The sequence below is a fragment of the Catenuloplanes atrovinosus genome (genome assembly GCF_031458235.1).
Lineage (GTDB): Bacteria > Actinomycetota > Actinomycetes > Mycobacteriales > Micromonosporaceae > Catenuloplanes > Catenuloplanes atrovinosus.
In genome coordinates this window covers 8,352,406-8,378,747 of record NZ_JAVDYB010000001.1, presented here as the reverse complement: position 1 = coordinate 8,378,747, position 26,342 = coordinate 8,352,406, and the positions used below count along the sequence as shown (strand labels likewise).

Here is a 26,342-nt window from a genome sequence, read left to right as displayed (position 1 = left end):
GTGAGCACGGTGCAGGCCATCATCGCCACGCTGGGCTACGTATTCTCCGCCGACCAGCGGGAAATCCTCATGATCAGGCGGGACGCCCGCCCGGACGACGTGCACTTCGGCTACTACAACGGCCTCGGCGGCAAGCTGGAGCCGGACGAGGACGTGGTGTCCGGAATGCGACGCGAGATCCTGGAGGAGGCCGGCCTCACCTGCGACGCGCTCGACCTGGCCGGGACGATCTCGTGGCCCGGCTTCGGCCGTAACGGGGAGAACTGGTTCGGCTTCGTCTTCCGGATCACCGCGTGGTCCGGCACGCCGCTGGCCTCGAACCCGGAGGGCACGCTGGTCTGGACGCCGGTCGAGGACGTGCTGGCCGGCGCGGTGCCGATGTGGGAGAGCGACCGGCACTTCCTGCCCCTGGTCTTCGCGGAGCGGCCGCGCGTGTTCCACGGCGTGATGCCGTTCGCGGCGGGGCGGGCGCTGTCCTGGGACTACCGGACGGGCTGAGGCGCCGGCCCCGCGCGACGGCTCAGAAGCGGGGCATGCCGCCGAACTGGCGGTCGCCCGCGTCGCCGAGGCCCGGCACGATGAACATGCGCTCGTTCAGCCGCTCGTCGATCGAGGCGGTGACCAGGCGCAACGGCAGGCCGGAGGCGCGCAGCCGCTCGATGCCGGGCGGCGCGGCCAGCACGCAGATGACCGTGATGTCCGTGCAACCGCGGTCGGTCAGCAGGCGGCAGCAGTGCTCCAGCGAGCCGCCGGTGGCCAGCATCGGGTCGAGCACCAGCACCGGGTGGCCGGTCAGGTCGACCGGGAGCGACTCCATGTACGCCCGCGGCGCGAACGTCTCCTCGTCGCGCGCCAGCCCCACGAAGCCCATCGACGACTCCGGCAGCAGCGCCAGCGCGGAGTCTGCCATGCCCAGCCCGGCCCGCAGCACCGGCACGATCAGCGGCGGGCGCGCCAGGCGGGTGCCGGACGTGGGCGCGACCGGCGTCTCCACCGGGAACTGCTCGACGTCGAACGTGCGCGCGGCCTCGTACACGAGCATGGTGGTGAGCTCGGTGAGCGCCGCGCGGAACGTGGCCGAGTCGGTGCGCGCGTCGCGCATCGCGGTCAGCCGGGACTGGGCAAGGGGATGATCAACGACGAGTACGTCCACGGTCGTTCAACCTACCGGCAGCGGCCGACGCGAACGCGTAGACCTCACACATCGTCTCCGCGTACGCCGACGGCGTGTGCCGCGCGGCCTGCGCGGCGGCGGCCCGCCCCACCCGGCGCGCGCCCTCCGGGTCGGCCAGCAGCGACAGCACCGCGTCCGCGAAACGGTCCGGCTCCGGCGCGGCGAGCACCGCGGCGCCGCCCAGCGGGCCCTGGCCGTGCAGCACCTCGTCGCACATCACCGCGGGGACGCCGGCCAGCGCGGCCTCCTGCAACACCAGCGCCTGGGTGTCGGACAGCGACGGGAAGACGAACGCCTCGGCCGCGCCGTACGCGGCCGCGACCACGTGCGACGGCTGCTCGCCGACGATCGTGACCCGGGCCGCGGCCTCGGGACCGGCCGCGTCCAGCAGCGAGGCCAGCCAGCGGCGCTCGAAGACCGCGCCGACCAGCACCAGCCGGGCCTCGGGGCAGCGCGCCACGATCCGGCTGAAGCTCTCGATCAGCAGGCCGACGCCCTTCTCCCGGTTGACCCGGCCGACGAAGAGCAGCACCCGGTCGGTGTCCGCGATGCCGTGCTCGGCGCGGAACGCCGCGACCGCCTCGGGCGTGGTGGGACGCGCGGCCACGCCGGTCGGGACCAGGAAGATCCGCTCGTCCGGCACGGGCAGCGTGATCCGGTTGAGCGCGGCGCGGGTCGGCACGATCACCGCGTCCGCGTCACCGAGCAGCAGCCGGTTGTAGTTGTCGATGGCGGCGTGCCGGTTGCTGATCGGCCGCTCCGGCGCGGTGCGCGCGGGGCGGCGGCCGGCGGCGCGGCGGGCCACGCTGGCGGCCCGGCCGGCGACGCTGGCGGCGCGCCCGGCCACCAGCCGGGTGCGGGCGGCGGCGCGGCGGGCGTACCGAACCGCGCGCGGGCCGGTGATCGGCACCAGGTGCGACTCGTGCACGGGCGTGCCGAGCCGGCGCGCGTAGAGCTTGGTGAGCGCGTTGAGCGCGCTGGCCGGCACCCGGTACGCGTCCGCGTACGCGTGCAGGTCGGTGTGGTACGTGTGCACCATCGGCAGCCCGAACTTCCGCGCCGCGACCACGCCGAGCAGCCCGACCGTCCCGGGCGTGTGCACGTGGACCATGTCGGGCTGGAACGCCGCGATCTGGTCGAGCACGCCGCTCGCCCCGGTCTCGCGCAGCAGCCACGGCGAAAGTCGCAGGTTTGCGACCCCGCACGGCAGGGCACGTAGCGTCAGCAGGTTGTCCTCGACCGCTTGGCCCGGGTGCCGGGGCACGACGGTCATGCCGGGGTGGCCCTGCTCGGCGAGCGCCGAGGTCAGCGTCCGGATGGACGTGATGACGCCGTCGCGGCGGGGCAGGTACGTATCGGAGAAGTGCACTACTCGCACAGCGAGAGACAATCGGAGCCGTCGGTCAACGTCAAGTGTCAATTACCTCTCAGAACGATGAAGACTGCCTATCCGGCCGTGATTGATCATGAAACGTGAGACCTGCGTAGACTCGCTGTCATGACGGTTTCACCGACTGCCCTGGCCGCCGAGGTGGCGCGCTCCGAGGCCGGTCTACGTGCGTTTCTGCACGGTCTGCCGGGTGTGGACAGGGTCGGCGCCGACCAGCGCGCCGCGGCGCTGGGCACCCGTTCCATCAAGACCTCCGCGAAGGCGTGGGCGATCGATCTCGCCGTCCGCATGGTGGATCTCACCACGCTGGAGGGCGCGGACACCCCCGGCAAGGTACGCAACCTGTGCCAGAAGGCGTTGCATCCGGGTCACGGCGCGCCGCGGGTCGCCGCGGTCTGCGTCTACCCGTCGATGGTGCCGGTCGCGCACGAGGTGCTCCGCGGCACCGGCGTGCACCTGGCCAGCGTGGCGACGGCGTTCCCGTCCGGGCAGGCGCCGCTGCCGGTGAAGCTGGACGACACCCGGGCCGCGGTCGCGGCCGGCGCGGACGAGATCGACATGGTGATCAACCGGGGCGCGTTCCTGTCCGGGCGGTACACCGAGGTCTTCGAGGAGATCGTGGCGGTCAAGGAGGCGTGCGGCGACGCGCACCTCAAGGTGATCCTGGAGACCGGCGAGCTGGGCACGTACGACAACGTGCGCCGCGCCTCCTGGCTGGCGATGCTGGCCGGCGGCGACTTCATCAAGACCTCCACCGGCAAGGTCCCGGTCGCGGCCACGCCACCGGTCACGATGATCATGCTGGAGGCGGTCCGCGACTTCCGCGCCGAGACCGGGCGGATCGTCGGCGTGAAGCCGGCCGGCGGCATCCGCACCACCAAGGACGCGATCAAATACCTGGTGCTGGTCGACGAGACGGCCGGCGAGACCTGGCTGGACCCGGACCGGTTCCGGTTCGGCGCGTCCACGCTCCTCAACGACCTGCTGATGCAGCGCGCCAAGCTCGCCACCGGCCACTACACCGGCCCCGACTACGTCACCCTGGACTGAAGCCATGGCAGCCTTCGAGTACGCACCCGCGCCCGAGTCCCGGTCGGTCGTCGACATCCAGCCGGCCTACGGCCTGTTCATCGACGGTACGTTCACCGGGCCCCGGGACGGCGGGATGATCAAGACGGTGAACCCGGCGACCGAGGAGGTCCTGGCCGAGGTCGCCGAGGCCGGCGAGGCGGACGTGGACCGCGCCGTGGCCGCGGCCCGCACCGCGTTCGAGACGGTGTGGGGCCCGATGCCGGGCGCCGAGCGGGCGAAGTACCTGTTCCGCATCGCGCGGCTGGTGCAGGAGCGGGCGCGCGAGTTCGCGGTGCTGGAGTCGCTCGACAACGGCAAGCCGATCAAGGAGTCGCGCGACGTCGACGTACCGCTGGTCGCCGCTCATTTCTTCTACTACGCGGGCTGGGCGGACAAGCTGCCCTACGCGGGCCTCGGGCCGTCCCCGCGCCCGCTCGGCGTGGCCGCCCAGGTCATCCCGTGGAACTTCCCGCTGCTCATGCTGGCCTGGAAGATCGCGCCGGCGCTGGCCGCGGGCAACACCGTGGTGCTCAAGCCGGCCGAGACCACGCCGCTGACCGCGCTGCTGTTCGCGGAGCTCTGCCAGCAGGCCGAGCTGCCGGCCGGCGTGGTCAACATCGTCACCGGCGCCGGCGCGACCGGCCGCTACCTGGTGTCCCACCCGGGCGTGAACAAGGTGGCGTTCACCGGCTCCACCGCGGTCGGCCGGGAGATCGCCCGCACCGTGGCCGGCACCACCAAGCGGCTCACGCTGGAGCTGGGCGGCAAGGCCGCGAACATCGTGTTCGACGACGCGCCGATCTCGCAGGCGGTCGAGGGCATCGTCGACGGCATCTTCTTCAACCAGGGACACGTCTGCTGCGCCGGCTCCCGGCTGCTGGTCCAGGAGCCGATCGCGGACGAGTTCGTGGACGCGCTGAAGCGGCGCATGGCACGGCTGCGCGTCGGTGACCCGCTGGACAAGAACACCGACGTCGGCGCGATCAACTCGGCCGCGCAGCTCGCCCGGATCGCGGAGCTGTCCGAGGTCGGCGAGGCGGAGGGCGCCACCCGCTGGTCCCCGGCCTGCGAGCTGCCGGACCGCGGCTTCTGGTTCCGGCCCACGCTGTTCACCGGCGTCTCCCAGTCGCACCGGATCGCGCAGGACGAGGTGTTCGGCCCGGTGCTGTCCGTGCTCACGTTCCGCACCCCGGCCGAGGCGATCGAGAAGGCCAACAACACGCCGTACGGGCTGTCCGCCGGCATCTGGACCGAGAAGGGCTCGCGCATCCTGGCGGTCGCGGACGAGCTGCGGGCCGGCGTGGTCTGGGCCAACACGTTCAACAAGTTCGACCCCACCTCGCCGTTCGGCGGCTACAAGGAGTCCGGTTACGGCCGCGAGGGCGGCCGCCACGGCCTGGAGGCATACCTCGATGTCCAGTGACCTCAGCCAGAACCCGGACGCTGAAACGCGAGGCCAAAACCGGGCCTCACGTTCCGAGCTGACCAGCCAGAACCCGGACGCTGAAACGCGAGGCCAAAACCGGGCCTCACGTTCCGAGCTGACCAGCCAGAACCCGGACGCTGAAACGCGAGGCCAAAACCGGGCCTCACGTTCCGAGCTGACCAGCCAGAACCCGGACGCTGAAACGCGAGGCCAAAACCGGGCCTCACGTTCCAGCTCCCGCCTTGCCGTCCGCAAGACCTACAAGCTCTACATCGGTGGAAAGTTCCCGCGCAGCGAGTCAGGGCGGACCTATCCCGTGAACGACAGCAACGTCGCGCTCGCCTCCCGCAAGGACCTGCGGGACGCGGTCACCGCCGCCCGCAAGGCCTTCCCCGGCTGGTCCGGCGCCACCGCGTACAACCGCGGCCAGGTCGTCTACCGGATCGCCGAGATGGTCGAGGCGCGCCGCAAGGAGTTCCGGTCGCTCGGCGTACCCGGCGAGGAGGTCGACGCCGCGATCGACCGGCTGGTCTGGTACGCCGGCTGGAGCGACAAGATCGCCCAGGTGCTCGGCGGCGCCAACCCGGTGGCCGGCCCCTACTTCAACCTCTCCGCTCCCGAGCCCACCGGCGTGACCGGCCTGCTCGCCCCCGCCGACTCCGCACTGCTCGGCCTGGTCTCCGTGATCGCCCCCGCGATCGTCACCGGCAACACGGCCGTGGTTCTCGCCGCCGAGGCGCATCCCCTGGTCGCCGTCACCGTCGCCGAGGCCCTGGCCACCTCCGACGTCCCCGCCGGCGTCGTCAACATCCTCACCGGCCGCCCCGCCGAGACCGCACCCTGGCTCGCCTCCCACGCCGACGTCAACGCCCTCGACCTGGCCGGCGCGGACCCGGACCTGGCCCGCACCCTGGAGACCGCCGCCGCCGACACCCTCAAGCGCGTCCTCCGCCCCGACACCCCCGACTGGTACGCCGACCCCGGCCTCCGCCGCCTCAAAGCCCACCTCGAAACCAAAACCGTCTGGCACCCCAAGGGGGTGTAGCCCGTACCCTTGGGGCAGCGAACGGAGGCGCCGATGACTACGCTCCACCTGCCTGATGTCGTCGAGGATGGATTCACCCTTGACGATCTTGAGGGCCTGCCCTCAAAGCTTCGCTATGAGATTCACGACGGACGGCTAGTCATCATGTCGCCGGCCCGGCTCTGGCATCAGCGGGTCGCCCGGCGCATCGCCAACCTGCTCGAAAAGGCGGGGCGGTTCGCGGATACCGAGGTCGGAGTCCGGCGGAGCAATCGAGATACCCGCGTGGCCGACGTGGGCGTGTTCCACGAGGCACCTACCAACCCGCACGAGACCTGGCACGACGCGGCGAAGATCGCTCTGGCGGTAGAGGTGTGGTCGCCCTCATCGGATGCCAGGGATCACGCGCCGCGCTGGTACGCCGAACAAGGCGTCTCGACCTACTGGCTGGCGAAGCCGCTCGACGGCGAAGGCGATCCGTGGGATGCCGAGATCACGATCTTTGAGCTCGCCCGAACCATGTCGGGCAGTCACGAATATGTCGAGCGCAAGAAGTCCACGCTGACCGACCTGGAGAAGAACGGCCTCGGCTGACCGGAGCGCATGTACTACGGGCGGTAGGATTGAGTGCGTGATACGGCTGGGTGACCTCGAGCGTGCGGTGATGGACGTCCTGTGGGACGGGGCCGGCGGGGGTCACACGGTGCGGGACGTCGCGGACGCGCTGAAGGATCGCGGGCTGGCGTATACGACCGTGATGACGGTGCTGGACCGGCTGGCCGGCAAGGGCATGGTGGAGCGCGAGCGCGCGGGCCGGGCCTGGAGCTACCGGGCGGCGGCGCCACGTGAGGCGTATATCGCGCAGCTCATGCTGGACGCGCTGGACCTGGCCGGGAGCCGGGACGCGGCGCTGGTGCGGTTCGCGCGGTCGGTGAGCGGGACCGAGGCCGAGGTGCTGCGCAGCGCGCTGTCCGACGAGGCCGGGGGCGGGAAACAATGATCCACGCGCTGCACTTCGCCGGCGGGGCCCTGCTCGCCTACCTGACCGCGCGGGTGCTGGCGCGGGCCCGGTGGACGTGGCGGATCCCCCGGGTGGCGATCGTCTGCTGGCAGCTGATCGGGCTCGGGTTCGGGCTGAGCGCGATCGGCGTACCGCTGGCTCTGGGCCTCGACCCCTACGACGCGGCGCCCGGCACGGCGCTCCGGATGCTGGCCGCGGACCTGCTGGGCGGGCGGCTGCCGGCCGGGCTCGGCCTCGGGCACCTGGCCGCGATCGCGGTCAGCCTCGGCATCGGCGCCACGCTCGCCGGGACCACGATCAACAGCCTGATCCGGGCGGTACGGGCCCAGCGCCGCCACCGCGACCTGCTCACCCTGGTCGCCCGGGACGACCCGGCCGCGCCCGGCGCGCTGGTGCTCGACCACCCGAGCGCCGCCGCGTACTGCCTGCCCGGCCTGCACCCGCGCGTCGTGGTCAGCGCCGGCACGCTCGACCTGCTCGACCGCGCCCAGCTCGCCGCCGTGCTGGAACACGAGCGCGCGCACGCGGACGAGCGCCACGACCTGGTGCTGCTCCCGTTCACCGCGCTCTGCCGGGCCCTGCCCTGGGCCGCCTGGCTGCACGCCGCCGCCGCGATGGTCGCGCTGCTGGTGGAGATGCGCGCGGATGACCGCGCCCTGGACAAGCACGCGGAGGGCCCGCTCGCCTCCGCCCTGCTCCGCTTCGCCACCGCCGGCCCGCGACTCACCCCGTCCGGCGCCCTCGGTGCCGCCGACCGCGACGTCGAGGCACGCGTACAGCGCCTGCTCGCCCGCCGCCGCCCCGCCCGCGTCCGCGGCGCGGTCGCGCTGGCCGCCGCCACCACCCTGGTCGCCCTTCCGATCTCCCTCTTCCTCTCCTGACCCACCCCCACGTCTCGGCTCACCTGCCCGGTCCGGGGCATATCACCGCCCTCATCCGGGGGCGATTCGTCCCGGTAAGCAGAGCAAAGCCACCTGCATGCCGTCGTCCCCTCCGGGAAAAACCCGATCCCATACGTAGGACCGCTACATGTAGCCTGTGGACACACAGCCACGGGGAGGACTGAAGGCATGGACGCGGTCGAGTGGGCGCGGGTGCAGTTCGGCGTAACGGCGGGGATGCACTTCCTCTTCGTCCTGGTCACCCTCGGGCTCGTCACCCTCCTGGTGATCATCGAAGCCGCCTGGGTGATCACCAAGCGCCCCGGCGCACTGCGCGCCCTCCGCTTCTGGGGCACCCTCTACGTGATCAACTACGTTGTCGGCATCGCCAGCGGCATCGTGATGGAGTTCCAGTTCGGGCTGAACTGGAGCGGCGTCTCCCGGGTGGCCGGCAATGTGGTCGGCGCGCCCCTGGCCGTGGAGACGCTGGTCGCGTTCACCCTGGAGTCCGTGCTGCTCGGCCTCTGGCTGGCCGGCTGGCACCGGATCCGCCCGTGGGCGCACCTGCTGCTGCTCGTCGGCGTCGCGCTCACCGCGTACCTCTCGGTGTTCTGGATCATGGTTGGCAACGCCTACCTGCAGAACCCGGTCGGCCACGAGATCCGCCCGGACGGCACGGCCGTGCTCACCGACCCGGCCGCGCTGCTGACCAACCCGACGCTCACGCTCGCGCTGGTGCACGTGGCCGGCGCGGCGCTGGCCTGCGGCGGCTTCCTGATGGCCGGCCTCTCCGCCTGGCACCTGCTCCGCCGCCGTACCGTCGCGTTTCGCGGCCCGGCCCGGCTCGGCCTGCTCACCGGCCTCGCCGGGCTCTACCTGAGTTTCAACTCCGGCTGGGCGCAGCTCGGCCCGGTCGGCACGGTGCAGCCGACCAAGTACGGCGAGGACGCCGACCGGATCGCCGCCGCCACCGCGTTCGCCGGCCGGTTCGGCGGGCGGCCCGCGGACTACCTGCCGCCGGCCTGGATCGACGTCCCGTACGAGATCATGCAGTTCGTCGCGTTCGGCATGGCGATCTTCCTCTACCTGCTGCCGCTGCTCTTCCGCGACCTGCTGCTGCGCTGGCGATGGTCGCTGGCGCTGCTCATCTGCGCCGCGCCGCTGCCGTTCGTGGCCGCGATCTGCGGGTGGCTGCTCCGCGAGGTCGGCCGCGCGCCGTTCGCGATCTACGGGATGCTGCCCGCCGCCGACGCGATCACGCCGCGCTCGCCCACCATGGCCGCCGCGTCCTGCGTGTTCTTCGCGGTGCTGGTGATCGCGCTCGGCGTGCTCAACTGGACGCTGCTGCTCCGCGCCGCCGGCCGCGGCCTCGACGATCCGCCGCTCGGCCGCCCGGTGCGCGACGACGAGCCCGCCACGACGGTGATGGCCTGACCATGTTCTGGATTCTGCTGCTCGGCGCGCTGTTCGCCGGCTACCTCACGCTCGCCGCCCGCGACTACGGCCCCGCGCTGCTCGGCGACCGCGGCCCGTTCGACCCGCGCTTCCTCGGCCGCCAGGTCTGGCTGGTCGCCGCCGCCGGCCTGCTGTTCGGCGCGTTCCCCGCGCTGGAGGGCGAGCTGCTGGCCCGGCACGCGGCCGTGGTCACGCCCGCGCTCGCCGGGACCGTCGTCGCCACGGTCGCGATCCCGCTGCGCCGGCGCCGGCTGGCCGCGCTCGGCTCCGCGACCGCGGCCGCCGGCTGGGGCGGCCTGCTCGGCGCGCTGCTGACCGCCGAACCGGCCGGCATCGCGGCGCTGGCCGCGGTCCAGCTCGCGCTCACCGCCACGCAGGGCGCGGCCCTGCGGGCCGACCCTCGAAACACGGCCAGACTCGCACTGCTCACGCTGAGTGTCGCCACCGCGGCGCTCGTCGTGCTTCCGTTCTTCTCGGCGGTACGGGTGGGAACTCCCACGGCGTACCCCGGCTTGCTGCTGATCGTGGTCTTGATCGGCCTGCTCGCGGTGACGGCTCACGCCGCGCGCCGCCACCGGTGGCGCCCGGCGCGGGCGGCGATCACCGTCTCGCTCGCCCTCCCGGTCCCGATCGTCTCCCTGCTGACCTGGCCCTACGCGCTGATCCCCGGCCCCGCCCCGGGCGCCGGCGCGACGTGGGAGCACGCGCTCGCCGACCCGGCCACGCTCCGCCTGCTGGCGCTGGTGGCGCTGCCCGCGCTGCCGCTGGCCGTGCTCGCCCTCTGGGCCGGGAAAAGTTCCCGGCGAAGTCAGGTAGAAGGTCACTCGCCGGAGTTCCACCGGCTCTGGTTGACTTGACGCCGATGCGCCCGTTCGATCCCCGCCTGCTGCGGCGAGTGCCCGCGACCCGGCGCCACCTCGCCCTGCTGGGTGTGTTCGGGGTGGCCGCCGGGATTCTGATCATCTCGCAGGCGACCGCGCTCGCGGCCGCGCTCACCGCCGCCTGGCAGGGCCGGCTGGACACCGCCGCGCTCGCCGCGTTCGTCGTGATCATCGTGCTGCGCGCGGGCCTGACCTGGGCACAGGGCGTGGTCGCGGCCCGCAGCGCCGCGACCGTCAAGGCCGCGCTGCGCGTGGAGCTGCTCGGCGCGGTCGGCGCGCGCGGCCCCGGCTGGCTCGGCGGGCAGCGGGCCGGCGAGATCGCCACGCTGGCCGGCCGCGGGCTGGACGCGCTGGACAACTACTTCACCGGCTACCTGCCCCAGCTCATCATGGGCGTGACCGTGCCGGTCGCGGTCCTGGCCCGCCTGGTCTTCACGGACCTCACCTCGGCCATCACGATCGCGGCCACGCTGCCGCTGATCCCCGTCTTCGGCGCGCTGCTCGGCTGGCAGGCGCAGGCCGCCACCGAGCGGCAGTGGCGACGGCTCTCCCTGCTCGGCGGCCACTTCCTCGACATGGTCGCCGGCCTGCCCACGCTGCGCGTCTTCGGCCGGGCCCGCGCCCAGGTCGAGGTGGTCCGCCGGATGGCCGACGGCCACCGCATCGCCACCATGAAGACGCTGCGCATCGCCTTCCTCTCCGCGCTCGCGCTCGAGCTGGTCTCCACCCTCTCCGTCGCCCTGGTCGCGGTCCCGGTGGGCCTGCGCGTGCTGGACGGCGCCCTCACTCTTCAGGTCGCACTGCTCCTGCTGCTGCTCACCCCCGAGGCGTACCTCCCGCTCCGCGCCGCCGGCGCCCGCTTCCACGCCAGCATGGAGGGGCTCACCGCGCTCGACGCGGCCTTCACCCTCTCCACCGCCCCCGCGAAGGACCCCCTCCCGGCCGGGACGCCGGACCGGCCCGCGGCCGGAACCCTCGGCGAGCGCGCGACCGCACCGCCGGCCGGAACGCCGGCCGGGCGCACCGCCGGAACCCCGCTCGGACTCGCCGCCGGGGCACCGGCCGGGTCCCCCGGTGACGGCTCGGGGGCCGCCCCCGCGACCGGCACGTCGCCCGCCGCGTTCGAGGAGATCCGGTTCGAGGGCGTCACCGTGGAGTACGACCGGGTGGTCGCGCTGCGGGACGTCTCGCTGACCGTCGCCGCCGGCGACCGGATCGCGATCGTCGGCCCGAGCGGCGCCGGCAAGAGCACGCTGCTCGGCCTGCTCCTCGGCTTCGTCACGCCCACCTCCGGCCGCGTCCTGGTGGACGGCGCCGACCTCGCCACGATCGACCCGGAGCAGTGGCGCCGCCGCCTCGCCTGGGTGCCGCAGCGGGCGCACCTGTTCGCCACCACGATGGCGGGCAACATCCGGCTCGGCGCCCCGTCCGCGACCGACGCCGACGTGGCCGCCGCCGCCCGCGCCGCGCTGCTCGACGACGTGATCGCCGGTCTGCCCGACGGCCTCCGCACCCGCCTCGGCGAACGCGGCCACGGCCTCTCCAGCGGCCAGCGCCAGCGCGTCGCCCTGGCCCGCGCGTTCCTCCGCGCCGACGCGCCGCTGCTCCTGCTCGACGAGCCCACCGCCCGGCTGGACGGCGCCTCCGAGTCCGCCGTGCTCGACGCCAGCCGCCGCCTGGTCACCGGCCGTACCGCGCTGCTGGTCGCGCACCGCCCGGCCCTGCTCGCCGAGGCCGGCCGCATCCTCCGCATCGAGGACGGCCACCTGACCGAACTCCCCGCTCTGGTGACGACATGACCCCCGCCGGCGCCGACCGGGGTCCCGTCCCGCCCGGCGGTGCCGTCCACGCGGACGGCGCCGATGCCGCCCCCGCCGGCACGGGCGCCGGTATCGCCGGAGCCGGCGGCACCGTCGTCGCCGGAGCACCGGCCGGAGCGGCCACCGGAGCCGCCGTCCCTCGCCCGGCGCGGCGGCCCGAACTGGTCGTCCTGCGGATGGCGCGTCCCTATCTCGCCCGGCTGATCGGCGCCGGCCTGCTGGCAGCGGCCACCGAGCTCGCCGGGCTGGCGCTGATGGCGACCGCGACCTGGTTGCTGATCACCGCGGCCGACCTGCCGCCGCTGCCGGTGCTGACCGTCGCGATCGTCTCCGTGCGCGCGCTCGCCGTCGGGCGCGGCGTACTGCGCTACACCGAGCGGCTGGCCAGCCACGACGCGGTGCTGCGGCTGCTCACGGACGTCCGCGCCCGGGTCTTCGGCGCGCTGGCCGCACGCCGTACCCCCGCGCCCGGCTCCCACTCCGGGGACGCGCTGAGCCGGCTCGTCTCGGACGTCGACGCGGTCCAGGACCTGCTGATCCGCGTGGTCGTCCCGGCCGCGGCCGCCGCGTGCGTGGCCGTGCTGGCGCTGGCCGGCACCGCGGTGATCGCGCCGGCCGCCGGGCTGCCGCTCGCGGCCGGGCTGCTGGTCGCGGGCCTGCTGCTGCCGGTGGTCGCGGTCGCGCTGACCCGGCGTACCGCGGACCGGATGGCCCCGCTCCGCGGCGAACTGGCCGCCGACGCGATCGACCTGACGCACGGCGCCGCGGACCTGGCCGCGTTCGGCGCGACCGGCGACGCGCTCACCGCCGCGGCCGCCCGCGCCGGCGAACTGGCCCGGCTGGAGCGCCGCCTGGCGCTGACCGGCTGGGCGGTGGACGGGACCGGCGTACTCGTCTCCGGCCTGACCTCCGCCGCCGTGCTGGTGACCGCGCTGCGCTCCGGCGCGGGCGGCGCCGAGGTCGGCGTGCTCGCGGTCGGCACCCTCGCCGCGGTCGAGGCCACCCTGGCGCTGGTGGTGGCCGCCCGGCAGTGGGCCCAGCTGCGCGGCGGCCTGGCCCGCGTCGCGGAACTGCTGTCCGCCCCGTCGCTCACCGACCCGCCCCCACCCGCCGGATCAACCCCCGAGGGTACGGCCGGCACCGGCCTGGAACTGCGCGACGTGGTGGTCCGCTACCGGGAGTCCGACGCGCCCGCGCTGGACGGGATCGACCTGAGCATCCCGCCCGGCGCCCGGATCGCGCTCGCCGGGCCGAGCGGCGCCGGCAAGAGCACGCTGCTCGGCGTGCTGACCGGCACGGTCGTACCCGAGTCCGGCGAGGCGACGCTGGACGGCGTGCCCATCGCGGCCTACCCCGAGCGGGACCTGCCCCGGCACGTCGGCGGCCTGCTGGCCGAGGCGCACGTCTTCCACGCCAGCGTCCGGGAGAACCTGCTGCTCGGCCGCGACGCCACCGACCCGGCCGAGCAGGCCGCCGCGATGCGCGCCGCCGACCTGCTGGACTGGGTCGAGGAGCAGCCCGACGGCTGGGACACGCTGGTCGGCGAGGAGGGCGCGAAGCTCTCCGGCGGCCAGCGGCAGCGCCTCGCCCTGGCCCGCGCGCTGCTCGCCGCCCCTCCTCACCTGCTGCTCGACGAGCCCACCGAGGGCCTGGACCCGCGGGCCGCCGACCGGGTGCTGCGCCAGGCGCTGGACGCGCTGCCGCCCCGGACCGCGGTCCTGCTGGTCACGCACCGGCTGCGCGGCCTGGCCGGGTTCGACGAGATCCTGGTCCTCGACCGCGGCCGCGTCATCCAGCGCGGCCGGCACGACGACCTGATCGCCCAGCCCGGCTGGTACGCCGACACCTGGCTCGCCCAGGAGGCCGCCGAACGCGGCTACCTCGCCGTCTCCCCCTGACGGCTCCCATCCCGGCCGCCTCCCCGTACCCCGGGTGGCGTCTGCCTTTGCTCTGCTTACCTGGACGAAACGGTACGCAGAGCGAAGCGGCCGCACACGAACCGGCGCCCACCGCGCGAAGCGGTGGGCGCCGGGAAGAGAGACCGTCAGCGGAACGACGCCCGCTGCTCCGTCCCCTCCGAGACCGTCCGGCCGCGCCGGCCGGTGCCGAGCGACAGCAGCGTGCGACGGCGGCCGGTCGCCTGCTCGGCCTGCTGCGCCGCCGCGTGCGCGACCACGGCCGGGCGCGCGGAGGAGCCGGGACGGTTCGGGGCCGGGTGGGTGGACCCGTGGTGCGGCGGCGCGCCGTGCGGGGCCGGGACGACCGCGGCGGCGGACAGCGGGCGGCGGCCCGGAGTCGGCGGGATCAGCGCGCCGGCCGGTGCGGCGACCACGGCGGCCGCGGTGAGCAGCGGCTGGGCCGGGACGACGGCGTCGGTCGGGATGACCGCGGTGGTGATGGACGGCGCGGCCGGGATGCGGCGCAGGACGACGCGGCGGACGGTGCGCAGCACCGGCACCGGGACGCCCTTGGCGCGGGCCAGGACCAGCGCGCCGGCCAGCGCGGCGACGGTGGTGACGGCGCCGGCCAGGCCGAGGGCGCCACGCGCGCCGAGCACGTCGCAGAGCCAGCCGAGGACCGGGGCGCCGACGATGCCGGCCATCGAGGAGATCAGGCCGAGCGAGGCCAGGACCCGGCCGCGCATGTCCTCGCGGGTGTCCAGCTGGATGCGGGTGCTGACCACCGTGTCGAAGATGACCGCGCCGGCCGCGATCGGCAGGATCAGCATCGAGAAGGTGAGCAGGTTCGGGGCGACGGCGGAGAGCAGCTGGAGCACGCTGATCACGGCGCCGGCGGCGACCAGCACCGTGTGCGTGGCCTTGCCGGTGGAGGCGAGCAGCAGGCCGCCGACGACCGCGCCGACCGCGAAGACGGTGGAGGTGATGCCGTACCCGCCGGCGCCGCCCTCGAGCGGCCCGGCGACCATGGCGGCCATGGTGACCTGGTAGTTGCGGCCCAGCGAGCCGATCACGAACGCGAGCGCCAGCGTGACCAGCACGACCGGCTGGGTGGCGAGGTAGCGCAGCCCGGCCATGACGCCGGCGTCGGCGGAGCCGGCCCGCGCGCGGGCCAGCGGGTACATCTCCGCGGGCCGCATCATGGCGAGCGCGATGACGACGACGCCGAAGCTGGCCGCGTTGATCGCGAACAGCACGCCCGGGCCGGACATGCCGACCAGCACGCCGCCGAGCGCCATGCCGAGGATGCGGCCGCCGGAGCCGAGCACGGAGCCGAGCGCCAGCGCCGGTGCCAGCGACTCGCGCGGGACGAGCGCGGAGCCGAACCGGCCGAGCGCCGGGCCCTCGATGGAGCTGATCACGCCGGAGAGCAGCGCGACCGCGTAGATCGGCCAGAGCGCGTCCGCGCCGGCGACCGTGGCGGCGAGCAGCCCGAGCGACAGCAGCGCGCGGATCACCTGGCTGATCACCAGGACCGGGCGGGCGGGGAGCCGGTCGGCGAGCGCGCCGCCCCAGCTGCCGAGCAGCAGGACCGGCAGCGACTGCAGCATCACGATGACGCCCATCGCGGTCGCGGATCCGGTGGCGCTGAGCACCAGCCAGTTCAGGCCGAGGACCTGCATCCAGGTGCCGCCGACCGACACGATGTCGGAAGCGGCCCAGAGCCGGTAGTTGCGCTCACGCAGCGGCGAGAACATCGGTGCCAAGACGGCGGTACCCCCTGTGTGGAAAGTCGTTGTCGCGCTTTCCTTCGGCGGGGTGCCGCGGGTCCTGTGAGTCCGGCAGGGGGTACAACGCGATCGCAACTCACCGGCGGGGCCGGAGAGCTTTCACACACCGTGTGTCGTGATCGTCACGTATGCCGGATGTCGCCGCCCAGGAAGCGGCCGATGGTGCTGCTCAGCTCCGCCCAGCTGGCCCGCTCTCCGGCGAGCGCGCGCCGGCCCGCGCCGGTCAGCCGGTACGTACGCCGGTTGCGCCCGTTGACCGTGCTCCACTCGCTCTCCACGTATCCGGCGCGTTCGAGACGCCGCAACGCGGGGTAGATGGTGCCGGTGGGCAGGTCGAGGGTGCCCCCGCTGCGGGCCTTCAGCGCCTCGATGATCGCGTAGCCGTGCAGCGTGTCGCCTTCCAGGACCGCGAGCAGCAGCGCGTCGAGGTGGCCGTGCAGCGAGTGCGCCTTCACAAGTAGCTAGGCTACTAATAGAGCCCGGCTTTCCCACAGGACCGGGGTGAGGCGTTCACGTTCATTCACGGCACACTAGGGTGTCCTGTGCGCGACGTCACCGATCCGGCCGCCTGCACCGCCGCAGCGCGCCGAACACGAGAGCCATACGGAGGTCACCGTGGCCGCCCAGACGCCCAACCGGCAGGATGCCGACGAGCCCGAGACCGGTCTTGACGAGGATGCCGTGACGAGCGCGGCGGACGACGACACCGTCGACGACGACGAGGTGACCGCCGCGGAGATCGACCGCTCGCTTTGGGAGGAGACGCGGATCGACCCGGTGTCGATCGCGCTGCCGTCCGGCGTCGGTTACACCCTCCGGGCGTACCGGCCCTCCACCGAGGTGACGCCGACCGAGATCGAGGCGGAGGACGACGACGACCCGTTCGCCGCGCGTGCCCGCCGCCTCCGCGAGGACGAGGACGACGACCTCGACGACGAGGAGGACGGCGAACTCGTCATCCTCGACGAGAAGGCTAAGGAGCTCTTCGACGAGGCCGACAAGGACGAGAAGTCCGACGAGCCGGATGAGAAGGACGGCGAGCCGGACGAGGAGTCCGACGAGCCGGACGAGGCGAAGGACGACAAGGAGGAGGCGGAGGAGATCCCGGCGTTCCTCTCCCACAGGGGGAAGCTGCTCCTCTTCAAGAGCCCCGAATCGCTCGTCGCATTCGTCCGTTCGGGTGCTCCGCACGACCTCGCTCAGCTCGATACTTGGGGGACACTGGCCGAGCGACTTCAGCCGGCGGACGTCGTTCCGCTGGAGGAGGACGCCTATGAGCTGGACCTGGTGGTGGAGAACCTCCGTGGCGGCGCCGACACGTGGGACCTCGATCTGCTGATCGAGGCCGGCGAGGTCGCCCGCGACCTGGGCTACGCTCTTCGGCTGGCGCCGGTGCTGACCGCGCTCTCGCCCGGGTCTCCCCTGGATGACCTGGACGAGGCGCTGCGGTCCGCGTCGCGGGGCGGTCTCGGCGGCTTCATGGGCCGGCGCCGCCTGAAGCGGATCGGTGCGCAACAGGCGAGCCTCGGCTGGCGCACCATCATCGGCAAGATCTCTGCTGTCGTGGACTGGCGCGACTGACCCTTTACGGGGAGCATCAGTCTTTGGCACACGACATGTGTCCTGGGAGGAGGACGACGCCGTGGCGCTCGTGCGGGTGTACTGCGGTCTGGCGTCGGCGGATGCGTCCGCCCGGCGGTCAACCGAGGGTCAGACCCTCATGGTGGCCGTGGTGGACGACGCCGGCCGACGGCTGCACGTCTCCGAGATAAGCGACGACGCGGCCGGGTTCGCCCGGCTCAGCGCGCTGCTCGCGGAGCGCGCCAGCGGCTCTCCCAGCGTGTCGGTCGCCGCCGACAGTGACGACCTCCTGGTCACCTCGCTGCTCACGGCCGCCGGTCGCCCGCTGGCCGTGGCGGACGACGACGACGCCGACGACTTCGCCGAGCGCTTCGCGGGCGGCGAGTCGGCGGAGGTGCAGTCCTCCCCCGGTGCCCGCCGCGCCGTCGGGCTCGCCCGCGCGCTGCAGGCGGGCGCGCTGACCGCGATAAACGTGGCACCGCCGGCCGGTCTCGTCGGCTACCAGCCGGTGCTCAACGCGCACGCCGCGCTGGCCGTCGGCCGGCACGCCACCGCGGTGGCGCTGCGCGAGGTGCTCCGCGAGCTGTACCCGGCGGCCCTGCACGCGTACCCGGATCCCGCCGACCCGCTGTCGCTGGCCGTGCTCGCCGCCGTTCCCGAGCCGAGCCGGCTCGGCGGCGGCACCCCGGGCCGCGGCCGCGAGGTCACCGTCGCCACCGAGGCGATCGCCTCCCAGATCGTCTCGGACGGCGTGGCCCCGGCGGAGCAGGTGCACGCCGCGATCACCGCGCTCCAGGTCTCGGTCAACGAGGCCGCCCGCCGCGGCGTCAACCGCGCGCTCGCCCCCACCGTCGCGGAGACGGTCCGGCAGGCCGTCGCCGCGGTCCAGGCCTGCGACGCCGCCTGCGAGACGCTGGTGGCCACGCTCGCCGCGCGCATCGTCGCGCCGCAGCCGGCCCCCGACCGCCGCCTGCTGAGCGCGCCGGCCGAGCCCGCTCCCGCCGCGCCGCCGGCGGCGCCGCTGCACCCGGTGCGCGGCGGCGGTGCCGCTGCCGCCATGGGCAGCCGCCGCGCCCGCATCCAGGCGTCCGAGGGCCAGCAGCCGGCCGCGCCGGTGCCGACCGGCCCGCCGCCGTTCGCGGTCGCCGCCTCCAGCGACATGCCCGGCCCGGACACCTCGCTCAGCCCGCTGAGCCGTCCGGACACGTCCTCCATCCAGCTCGACTCGACGACCGGCGCGTTCCGGCGGATCGACCCGACCGTCGGCCGCCGCGCCGCGCGTGAGGCCGCCGAGTCGGCCCCGGTCAGCCCGGCCGGCCGCCGTCCGGACAGTCTGGCGAACCGGCCGGTCTCCGCGCCGCCGCCCCCGCCGCCCGGCCTCACCCCGATCCAGCCCGGCGTCCGGCCCGGGCCGAAGCCGCCGGCCCGCACGCCGAGCCCGGCCGACTCCGGCGAGCCGTTCCGCGCGCCGCTCACCACGGCCGCGATCAACAGCAGCCGGGCCGAGCACCGGCAGCGCCTGTCGCAGCTGACCTCGCGCGACGCGGACGCGCCCGCCGAGGGGGTCAACACGCCGCCGGCGACCGGCGGTGGCCTGACCGACATAAGGCTCGGCGGCATGCCGCCGGCCCGCACCACACCGCAGGCGCCGGAGCCCGGCTCCCGCGCCGCCTGGCCGACGCACCCGGAGACCGCGGATGAGCGGGCACACACCGGTGAGCAGCCGCAGCTGCGCGGCCCGGCCGGGCCGGAGGCGCCGACCATGGCGGAGACGCTGCGTGTCCGGCCGCCGTGGCAGTCCGACGACCTGCCGCCGGAGCCGCCGGTGCTGCGCCTGGTGGAGCCGTCGGAGAGCGCGTCCCGGCGGGACGACCTGCCGTCCGGCAACGGGTACACGCCGCCGCTGCGCCTGGTGGACACGGCGCGGCGCGGTTCGCCCGGTGCGGACGCGCTGGACAGCTCGACGCCGCTGCCGGTCGACGAGGGCGACGGCGACCTGCTGATCTTCTCGGCCACCGCGTCGGCCTGGTTCACCGGCCGCGGCGAGGACGTCGAGGAGGCGCCCGAGGAGCTCAACTGGGGCCACATGGACCAGGGCTGGCAGGCCGCGGAGCAGGCGGCCCGCCCGGCGGTCGGCGCCGAGACCACGGCCGGTCTGCCCAAGCGGGTCCCGCAGGCCAACCTGGTGCCCGGTTCCGCGGTCCGCGAGGACCGTCAGCTGCGCATCGTCCGCGACGCCCAGTCGCTGGCGGCGAACACCACCGGATACTTCCGCGGCTGGCGTCGCGGGCAGGAGATCGGTGGTTTCGCGGTCGGCGGCCGGCCCGGACGGGAGTCCGCGGGCGGCTGGGACTTCACCCGGGACCAGGGCGAGCGCGCCGACGACGAGAACGACTACGAGTTCCGTCCGGCGACATATCGCTCCTGATGTCACTTTGAGTAGTTCCCCACATCTGGGCGCTGACCTCGGTGTCGTTGCCCACATGTCGGCCTATTGACTACAGGGCGTGACAACGAGCACGATTCTGCTGGGGGCGTGGCGGCTCCACATCCCTTGTCGCCACCCCGTGGCGAAAGGCTTGGAACCATGCTCAACCGCACCGTTGGCGTGCCCTCCATCACGCGGCGGGGCCTGCTGGTGGCGACCGCGTCCATGTTCACCGTGGCTGCCTGTGGCACCGACGACGACGCGTCCACCGGTCCCCGCACGGCCTCCAGCACCGACCTGGTCGTCGGCGGCATCCTGGAGCGCACCGGCACCGGTGCCACCATGGGCGAGCTGCAGGCCCGCGCGATGGAGCTGTTCCAGCCCCAGATCAACGCGGAGGGCTTCCAGGTCGGCGCGCAGCGGCGCAACCTCCAGCTGAAGCTGGTGGACAGCGGCGGCGACCCGAAGAAGGCCGGCGACCTCGCCCGGCAGCTGGCGAACCAGGACGGCGTCAACGCGTTCATCGGCGGCACCATCCCGGAGACCTCCACCGCGATCTCGGACGTGGCGCAGGAGCTGCAGGTGCCGTTCGTGTCGCTGGCGTCCGCCGACGACATCCTCACGCCGCTGTCCGAGCGCACCTACACGTTCAAGGTGACGCCGGACGCGCGCGACGTGGCCCAGGCGCTGGCCGACGAGATGGGCCGGCAGGAGATCGCGAAGGCGTCGATCCTGGCCGGCGCCGGCCGCCACGGCGACGCCGGCGTGCGGCACGTGGGCTCCGCGCTCACCGGACGGGGCATCACGCTCGGCACCACCGTCCGGCTGCCGGCCGGCGACCAGGACTTCGCCGCCGCGGCCGCTGAGGCGGTCCGTGGGCGCCCCGGAGCCATCGTCATATGGGCGATGTCGCCCGACGCCGGAAAGGCCGCTCGTGCGCTTCGCGCGGCCGGTTACACGGGCGTGTTCTTCTTCCCTCCGGAGGCGGTCACCGAGGAGACGCTCTCCGACGAGAACGCGGACGCGGTGGAGGGCTCCTACGCGATCAACCCGGGGTCGCTCGGTCAGTCGTCGCTGACCGAGACCGGCCCGGAGGGGCAGCGCCGACGCGAGCTGATCCGCCGGTACGTGACCCAGTTCGGCTCGTTCAAGGGCTTCGCGCCGTACGCGGCCGACGCCATCAGCCTGCTGGTCCAGGCCGCCTACCAGGCCAAGAGCGTGGACCGCGGCCGACTGCGCGCCTACCTGGAGCGGTCGTCGCTGGAGGGCATGGCCGGCGCCTACGCGCTGACCACGATCCGGCACGGCGGCATGGAGCCCGGTTCGCTCGGTGTCTTCAACGTCAACCTGAACGCCTGGGTCCGCACGTCCTGAGTCTCGATGCACCGAACGCCCCGTCGCCCGCGACACGCGGACGGCGGGGCGTTTCGCGTCGCACCCGGGCGAGCGAGAAAAACCCGCAGGGGTACGGGATCATCCCGTACCCCTGATGGGTCTTGCGCCGTTGGACCCGGTGGGCCGTCAGGCCGGAGCGACCGCGCGGGACCGGCGCATCGACAGCACGTACTCCACGAGGGAGATCAGCACGTGCTTGGTCGACTCGCGGTTACGCGCGTCGCAACTGACCACCGGCACCTCGCTCGAGATGGCGAGGGCGTCCCGCACATCCTGCGCGTTGTGGTACTGCATCCCGTCGAAGCAGTTGATCGCCACGAGGTACGGCAGCCGCCGGTGCTCGAAGAAGTCGATCGCCGCGAAGCAGTCCGCGAGCCGGCGGGTGTCCACCAGCACCACCGCACCGATCGCGCCGCGCACCAGTTCATCCCACATGAACCAGAAACGCGTCTGACCCGGCGTACCGAACAGGTACAGGATCAGGTCGCGATCGATCGTGATCCGACCGAAGTCCATGGCGACCGTGGTGGTGGTCTTGCCCGGCACCTGCCGGGTGTCGTCCACGCCCACGCCCGCCGACGCCATGATGGCCTCGGTGGTCAGCGGAGTGATTTCCGAGACCGAGCCGACCAGCGTCGTCTTTCCGACGCCGAACCCACCGGCGATGACAATCTTCGCCGATGTCACGCGCCCGGCCATAGGGCGGTGCGCCGTGTCAGAGCCTGCGAAGTCCACTCAGCACCCTCTCCAGCAATTCCGTGCCCACCGCGTCGTTCGCATCCTCCAGGGACGTCGGCTCGTACACCGCCACCAGGCCGTCCGCGGCCATGTCAGCGATGAGGACCCGAGCGACCCCGAGCGGAAGTGACATCCGCGCGGCGATCTCCGCGAGTGACTGCAGCCGGCCGTCACACAGCGCGGCTATGTATTGATGCTCTCGACCGTGTCCGCCGTTGTTGGAACCGGCGGACCGGCCCCGTACCGTCGTCTCAATCAGCGCTTCGAGTGCGATCTCCAACCGTGGCCGGGTTCGGCCTCGGGTAACGGCGTACGGCCTGACCAGCGCGCCGGTCGGCTCTTCGCGTTCGGCCATCGTCGCCGTTCACCCCCTCTGTTTCCTGGATAGCGGTTTCAAGATCGCGGTTACCCGTCGCATGTATTCATTGCTCCGGCCGGCTCGCGCCGGCCATCGCCTTGGCTTGTTCAGCCAACCATCCCGGCTGCGGTGCGCGGAGCCGGGGTCAGGGCATCGCCCACCCGGTCCACCAGCAGGGCCATCTCGTACCCGACCTGGCCGACGTCGCAGCTCCGCGCGGCGAGCACGGCGAAGGACGAGCCATCGGAGATCGACATCAGGAACAGGAACCCGTTGTCCATCTCCACGACCGTCTGGAGCACCGCACCGCCCTCGAAGCAGCGGGCCGCGCCCTGCGTCAGGCTGACCAGGCCGGAGGCGATAGCCGCCAGCTGGTCAGCCCGGTCCCGCGGAAGGTCACGGGACCCGGCGAGAAGCAGACCGTCGGCGGATACGGCGACCGCATGCGCGACACCCGGAACACGGTCGGCGAAGTTCGCCAGCAACCAACCGAGGTCCTGCGTTGTTGTCATCCCTCATGCTCCTTGCCAGCCTGCGAGGATTGCTGCCCGTCCAATGTTCCCTCTGAACCGGTCGGGTTGTCCTTGGGACTCGTCCGTCCGCGCTGAACGCCTCGGTGGTAGGCGGACAGCAGCCCGCGCACCCCCTCGGGCGACCGCTTGTTGACGGTCGGGGTCCCCTTCTCGATTCCACCAGGAACGAGCTGTGCCATCGGCTTGCGCTTCGGCAGGCCCGCCTGGGTGGTCTCAGACGCCGACTCCCCCGCCGCCGCGGCGACCGAGGCGGCCGTCCGCCAGCCCTCGTCGGCCGCGGTACGCCAGCCGGCGGGCTCGGTGGAGATGCGCTGTGCGGTGGTGTCGGCCGCGGCGACCGGCTCCGGCGTGCGTGCTCCCGGCGTCGGGAGGCTGCGCGCCGGCTCCGGCTTCTTCGCCGCGATCGTCCCGTACTGCTCCGTCGGGGCGCTGGTGGCCGTGGCCGGCGTGGCCGCCGGGCTCGGCGTCGGCGCCGCGCCCGTCGGGCCGGTCGCCGGCTTGCCGCCGCCGGAGTTCCGCTGCGTGCGGAACCAGGCGGACTCCAGCTCCCGGAAGATCGGCAGCTCCATGGTCTCGTCCACCACCGGCTTCGGCGCGGCCTGGGCGGCCGGCGGAGCGGGCGTGGCCGGGGCCACCGGGGACGGGATCGGCTGCGCCGACGACGGGATCGCGGAGACCGGGGCGATCGGCGGCACCGTGGGTGCGCCGTTCTCCGGCCGGTAGCGCGGGATCTCGGCGGTCAGGTCCAGCGACGAGGAGAGCTTCTCCGGCACCGCCGGCGACTGGCTCTCCGACGGCGCGATCGGCGGCCACACGGGCGGAGCCGACGGCGACACCGGGCCGGAGGCCGGCGGGGCCGAGGCGACCGGCGGGACCGAGATCGGCGGCACCGGGCCGCCGCCCATCGGGCCCTGCGGGCCGCGCTGCTGCTCCGGCGTGGCCGGCTTCTGCCGCGGGATGGTCGGCGACGCCGGGCCGGCGAAGTCGTCCATCGGCATCGGCTCGTCCGTGCGCGGACGCTGCGGCAGACCCTCACCGCGGCTGCCGTTCGTGCCGAACGCGTCGGTGGCGCGGCCGTTGCGCGGGCCGCCGCCGTTGCCGCCGAACCCGTTGAAGCCGCCGAAGCCGTTTCCGTTGCCGTTCGACCCGTTCGCGCCGCCGGCCGGGGCGTGCCCGCCGCTCGGCGCGGCACCGGTCAGGTCGGACCAGGCCGGCATGGAGCGGGACGGCGCGCCCGAGGTCGGCGCCGGGTCGTTGCCGAACCCGGCGAAGGACGACGGGAGCGGCTCGGCCGAGAAACCGCCGAGCGTCGGCGCGGACTCGCGCTGCGACGGGGGACGGCCGGAGCCACCCTCCAGCGCCAGCGGGGAGCCGAAGCCGCCCTGGCCGCCACCGAACGCCGCCGGCTCGGGCCGGGCGCCGCCCACCGCGGCCGGGGTACGGCCGCCGGCGACCGCCGCGTGGGAGACCAGCACGCCCGCGGGGAGCGTGACGTCGGCGACCGTGCCGCGCTCCTTGGCCGGGCGCAGCTCGACCTTGACGCCGTGCCGGACCGCCAGCCGGGCGACCACGACCAGGCCCATCATCCGGGAGACCGTGACGTCCACGGTCGGCGGGCGCTGGAGCCGCTCGTTCAGGTCGCGCATCTGGTCCGGCGCGATGCCGATGCCGCGGTCCTCGACGACCAGGACGGCACGGTCACCGGTGAGGCGCGCCTCGACCACGACCTGCGAGTCCGGCGGGGAGAACGCGGTCGCGTTGTCGAACAGCTCGGCGACCAGGTGCACGAGGTCGTTGACGGCGTGCGCCGCGACCTCGATGTCCTTGTCGATGTTGCCGAAGTCGATGCGCGTGTAGTGCTCGACCTCGGACTGCGCGGCGCGGAGCACGTCGATCAGGGCGGCCGGCTCGCGCTGCACGCGGGTGGAGTCCGCGCCGGCGAGGACCAGGAGGTTCTCGTCGTTGCGGCGCATCCGGGTGGCGAGGTGGTCGAGCTGGAACAGCTCGGCGAGCCGGTCCGGGTCCTCCTCGCCGCGCTCCAGCCGGTCCAGGTGACCGATGAGCCGGTCGACCAGGATCTGCGAACGGCGGGCGAGGTTGACGAACATGGTGGAGACGGAGGCGCGGAGCACGGCCTGCTCGGCCGCGGTGCGGACCGCCTCCAGGTGGACCGCGTTGAACGCCTCGGTCACCTGGCCGAACTCGTCCCGGCTGCGGACCGGCAGCGGCTCGGCGATCTGGTTCGCCACCTGCACCGGGGACAGCTGCGAGGAGATGGCCGGGTCACGGAGCCGGGCCACCGCCTGCGGCAGACCGTACTGCGCGACGGAGAGGGCGCCGTGCCGCAGCTCGCGGAGCGAGCGGGCCATCGACCGGGCGACGAGCCAGGCGAAGAGGATCGCGAGGAGCAGCATGCCGAGCAGCACGCCGGTCTCCACGAGGACTCGCCGCTGCACATCGTTGCGCAGCGTCGTGGCCTGGGAGACGGTCTCCTCGTCCAGTCGCTTCTCCACCTTGCGGAGCAGGTCGTTCTTGCCGGCCATGCCCTCGTCCCACTGCTGGGCGGTGAAGCCGAGGGAGTTGATGTCGCCGTCCTGGTTGGCCTCGATCTTACCGGTGTTCGCCTTCGCCTCGCGCTCGTCCGGACCGGCGACCTCCTGGCGCTTGTAGTCCCGGTCCTCGCGGCTGGCGACGGTCTCGAACGTGGCGGCGGCCTGCTGCTGGCCGGTGAGCGTCGCGATGTAGTCCTTGCGGAGGGTTTGAGTGATCTCGCCCTGGGCAAACGCGCTGTGGATGATGACGCGCTGGGTGGAGAGGTACTCCTTCTCCTGCGCGAGGGCCGCGCTGGCGCGCATCCGGTCGCTCAGGCCGGTGTCGCCGGCGAGCTGGGACGCGGAGGTGCGGATCTGGAGAAGCCCGTTGATGATGCCGTCGTAGCTCTGCATCGCGAACGACAGCTGCAGGGAGTTGTTGCTCACCTGGCTGCGCGTGGCGGGCAGTTCCTCGAGGTTGGCGTCCGCGTTGTCCAGCAGCGTCTCGAAGTTGCTGTCCGGCAGGTCGGTGAGCAGCGTGCGCTGCTGCGAGTACGGCTTCTTCGCGGCGTCCACGACGGCGTGCGTCTGGTTGAACGCCTCGAGGAGGCCGGCCTTCTCATCGCGCTGCGACGTCGGCGTGCTCAGGAATCGCGCGGCGGCGGCCCGCTCGGTCTGGAGGCTGTCGACCAGCTCGCCGGAGTACTGCTCCAGCTGCGCGATCGTCCGCGCCTGATCGGCGTCACGGGCCTCCTCGATGTGGTCGATCAGACCGCTGGTTCCCACGACGATCGTCGCCATCGTCGGCACGATCATGATCAGTCCGAGCTTGGACCAGATCGGCAGGTCGCGGAGTCGGCTGCCCGGCCATCGGAGACGCGAAGAGACGGCGCCCCCAGGCGCCTTCTTCTTTGGCTGCTCGCTCACGTCACCGCCCCTCAGCATCC

The 26,342-nt window shown here is 73.6% G+C and carries 22 protein-coding genes; 14 read left to right on the top strand and 8 right to left on the bottom strand.

What is annotated here, in order from left to right; all coding sequences use genetic code 11:
- Nucleotides 1-9 precede the first annotated feature (9 nt).
- Nucleotides 10-498: an NUDIX hydrolase gene (locus J2S41_RS37455; protein WP_310375429.1), complete on the top strand. Its 489-nt coding sequence runs from the start codon at nt 10-12 to the stop codon at nt 496-498.
- A gap of 22 nt (nt 499-520) precedes the next feature.
- Here J2S41_RS37455 and upp read toward each other — a convergent pair whose 3' ends face one another.
- Nucleotides 521-1,153, bottom strand: coding sequence for a uracil phosphoribosyltransferase (upp, locus tag J2S41_RS37450; protein ID WP_310375427.1), 633 nt, complete (start codon nt 1,151-1,153; stop codon nt 521-523).
- A complete protein-coding gene (locus J2S41_RS37445; protein WP_310375425.1) occupies nt 1,134-2,552 on the bottom strand; it encodes a glycosyltransferase in 1,419 nt (472 codons plus the stop codon). The genes upp and J2S41_RS37445 overlap by 20 nt, the downstream gene beginning before the upstream one ends.
- Before the next feature lie 120 nt (nt 2,553-2,672).
- On the opposite strand from J2S41_RS37445, the gene deoC reads away from it, so the two are divergent.
- The 10 genes from deoC (at nt 2,673) to cydC (ending at nt 14,041) form a co-directional block, all read left to right on the top strand.
- A complete protein-coding gene (gene deoC, locus J2S41_RS37440) occupies nt 2,673-3,614 on the top strand; it encodes a deoxyribose-phosphate aldolase (protein WP_310375424.1) in 942 nt (313 codons plus the stop codon).
- 4 nt (nt 3,615-3,618) lie between these two features.
- The gene (locus J2S41_RS37435; RefSeq protein ID WP_310375423.1) at nt 3,619-5,058 is read left to right on the top strand and encodes an aldehyde dehydrogenase family protein; all 1,440 of its coding nucleotides are present in this window, start codon (nt 3,619-3,621) and stop codon (nt 5,056-5,058) included.
- 178 nt (nt 5,059-5,236) lie between these two features.
- The gene (locus J2S41_RS37430) at nt 5,237-6,106 is read left to right on the top strand and encodes an aldehyde dehydrogenase family protein (protein WP_310376826.1); all 870 of its coding nucleotides are present in this window, start codon (nt 5,237-5,239) and stop codon (nt 6,104-6,106) included.
- 33 nt (nt 6,107-6,139) lie between these two features.
- Nucleotides 6,140-6,679: a Uma2 family endonuclease gene (locus tag J2S41_RS37425; protein WP_310375422.1), complete on the top strand. Its 540-nt coding sequence runs from the start codon at nt 6,140-6,142 to the stop codon at nt 6,677-6,679.
- A 37-nt stretch (nt 6,680-6,716) separates the two neighbouring features.
- Nucleotides 6,717-7,085 carry a BlaI/MecI/CopY family transcriptional regulator gene (locus tag J2S41_RS37420; protein WP_310375421.1) on the top strand — a complete coding sequence of 123 codons (369 nt, stop codon included), beginning with the start codon at nt 6,717-6,719 and terminating at the stop codon, nt 7,083-7,085.
- Nucleotides 7,082-7,987 (top strand): M56 family metallopeptidase, encoded by a 906-nt coding sequence (locus J2S41_RS37415; protein ID WP_310375420.1) that lies wholly within the window; start codon nt 7,082-7,084, stop codon nt 7,985-7,987. Before J2S41_RS37420 ends, J2S41_RS37415 begins: the two co-directional genes overlap by 4 nt.
- 189 nt (nt 7,988-8,176) lie before the next feature.
- On the top strand, nt 8,177-9,421 hold the full coding sequence (locus J2S41_RS37410; RefSeq protein WP_310375419.1) for a cytochrome ubiquinol oxidase subunit I: 1,245 nt from the start codon (nt 8,177-8,179) through the stop codon (nt 9,419-9,421).
- Between the two features lie 2 nt (nt 9,422-9,423).
- Complete coding sequence (locus tag J2S41_RS37405; protein WP_310375417.1) at nt 9,424-10,299, top strand: cytochrome d ubiquinol oxidase subunit II; 876 nt, start codon at nt 9,424-9,426, stop codon at nt 10,297-10,299.
- A gap of 5 nt (nt 10,300-10,304) precedes the next feature.
- Nucleotides 10,305-12,122: a thiol reductant ABC exporter subunit CydD gene (gene cydD / locus J2S41_RS37400; RefSeq protein WP_310375415.1), complete on the top strand. Its 1,818-nt coding sequence runs from the start codon at nt 10,305-10,307 to the stop codon at nt 12,120-12,122.
- Nucleotides 12,119-14,041 carry a thiol reductant ABC exporter subunit CydC gene (cydC, locus tag J2S41_RS37395; protein ID WP_310375414.1) on the top strand — a complete coding sequence of 641 codons (1,923 nt, stop codon included), beginning with the start codon at nt 12,119-12,121 and terminating at the stop codon, nt 14,039-14,041. The genes cydD and cydC overlap by 4 nt, the downstream gene beginning before the upstream one ends.
- A 146-nt stretch (nt 14,042-14,187) precedes the next feature.
- On the opposite strand, the gene J2S41_RS37390 is transcribed toward cydC, so the two are convergent.
- A complete protein-coding gene (locus J2S41_RS37390; protein ID WP_310376825.1) occupies nt 14,188-15,798 on the bottom strand; it encodes an MFS transporter in 1,611 nt (536 codons plus the stop codon).
- A gap of 155 nt (nt 15,799-15,953) precedes the next feature.
- A complete protein-coding gene (locus J2S41_RS37385; RefSeq protein WP_310375412.1) occupies nt 15,954-16,286 on the bottom strand; it encodes a PadR family transcriptional regulator in 333 nt (110 codons plus the stop codon).
- A 160-nt stretch (nt 16,287-16,446) separates the two neighbouring features.
- Between J2S41_RS37385 and J2S41_RS37380 the strand changes: the two genes are divergently transcribed.
- From J2S41_RS37380 to J2S41_RS37370, 3 genes are all read left to right on the top strand, one after another.
- Nucleotides 16,447-17,412, top strand: coding sequence for a SatS C-terminal domain-containing protein (locus J2S41_RS37380; protein ID WP_310375410.1), 966 nt, complete (start codon nt 16,447-16,449; stop codon nt 17,410-17,412).
- Between the two features lie 139 nt (nt 17,413-17,551).
- Nucleotides 17,552-19,840 carry a transposase gene (locus J2S41_RS37375; RefSeq protein ID WP_445343940.1) on the top strand — a complete coding sequence of 763 codons (2,289 nt, stop codon included), beginning with the start codon at nt 17,552-17,554 and terminating at the stop codon, nt 19,838-19,840.
- A 180-nt stretch (nt 19,841-20,020) separates the two neighbouring features.
- Entirely contained in the window at nt 20,021-21,214 is a 1,194-nt protein-coding gene (locus J2S41_RS37370) for an ABC transporter substrate-binding protein (RefSeq protein WP_310375408.1), read from the top strand.
- Nucleotides 21,215-21,361: 147 nt separating this feature from the next.
- Here the strand turns inward: J2S41_RS37370 and J2S41_RS37365 are convergent, their stop codons facing one another.
- The 4 genes from J2S41_RS37365 to J2S41_RS37350 all read right to left on the bottom strand — a co-directional run bounded on the left by J2S41_RS37365 (nt 21,362) and on the right by J2S41_RS37350 (nt 26,340).
- Entirely contained in the window at nt 21,362-21,934 is a 573-nt protein-coding gene (locus J2S41_RS37365; RefSeq protein ID WP_310376823.1) for a GTP-binding protein, read from the bottom strand.
- A 16-nt stretch (nt 21,935-21,950) separates the two neighbouring features.
- A complete protein-coding gene (locus tag J2S41_RS37360) occupies nt 21,951-22,328 on the bottom strand; it encodes a DUF742 domain-containing protein (protein WP_310375406.1) in 378 nt (125 codons plus the stop codon).
- 110 nt (nt 22,329-22,438) lie between these two features.
- Entirely contained in the window at nt 22,439-22,843 is a 405-nt protein-coding gene (locus J2S41_RS37355) for a roadblock/LC7 domain-containing protein (RefSeq protein ID WP_033343732.1), read from the bottom strand.
- A complete protein-coding gene (locus J2S41_RS37350) occupies nt 22,840-26,340 on the bottom strand; it encodes a sensor histidine kinase (protein ID WP_310375401.1) in 3,501 nt (1,166 codons plus the stop codon). Before J2S41_RS37350 ends, J2S41_RS37355 begins: the two co-directional genes overlap by 4 nt.
- Nucleotides 26,341-26,342 lie beyond the last annotated feature (2 nt).

Bases quoted from the DNA above. Each gene is read 5' to 3' on its own strand.
- deoC (WP_310375424.1), top strand. From the start codon at position 2,673: ATGACGGTTTCACCGACTGCCCTGGCCGCCGAGGTGGCGCGCTCCGAG.
- J2S41_RS37435 (WP_310375423.1), top strand. From the start codon at position 3,619: ATGGCAGCCTTCGAGTACGCACCCGCGCCCGAGTCCCGGTCGGTCGTC.
- J2S41_RS37425 (WP_310375422.1), top strand. From the start codon at position 6,140: ATGACTACGCTCCACCTGCCTGATGTCGTCGAGGATGGATTCACCCTT.
- J2S41_RS37415 (WP_310375420.1), top strand. From the start codon at position 7,082: ATGATCCACGCGCTGCACTTCGCCGGCGGGGCCCTGCTCGCCTACCTG.
- J2S41_RS37410 (WP_310375419.1), top strand. From the start codon at position 8,177: ATGGACGCGGTCGAGTGGGCGCGGGTGCAGTTCGGCGTAACGGCGGGG.
- J2S41_RS37405 (WP_310375417.1), top strand. From the start codon at position 9,424: ATGTTCTGGATTCTGCTGCTCGGCGCGCTGTTCGCCGGCTACCTCACG.
- cydD (WP_310375415.1), top strand. From the start codon at position 10,305: ATGCGCCCGTTCGATCCCCGCCTGCTGCGGCGAGTGCCCGCGACCCGG.
- cydC (WP_310375414.1), top strand. From the start codon at position 12,119: ATGACCCCCGCCGGCGCCGACCGGGGTCCCGTCCCGCCCGGCGGTGCC.
- J2S41_RS37390 (WP_310376825.1), bottom strand. From the start codon at position 15,798: ATGTTCTCGCCGCTGCGTGAGCGCAACTACCGGCTCTGGGCCGCTTCC.
- J2S41_RS37375 (WP_445343940.1), top strand. From the start codon at position 17,552: ATGGTGGCCGTGGTGGACGACGCCGGCCGACGGCTGCACGTCTCCGAG.
- J2S41_RS37365 (WP_310376823.1), bottom strand. From the start codon at position 21,934: ATGGCCGGGCGCGTGACATCGGCGAAGATTGTCATCGCCGGTGGGTTC.
- J2S41_RS37360 (WP_310375406.1), bottom strand. From the start codon at position 22,328: ATGGCCGAACGCGAAGAGCCGACCGGCGCGCTGGTCAGGCCGTACGCC.
- J2S41_RS37355 (WP_033343732.1), bottom strand. From the start codon at position 22,843: ATGACAACAACGCAGGACCTCGGTTGGTTGCTGGCGAACTTCGCCGAC.
- J2S41_RS37350 (WP_310375401.1), bottom strand. From the start codon at position 26,340: ATGCTGAGGGGCGGTGACGTGAGCGAGCAGCCAAAGAAGAAGGCGCCT.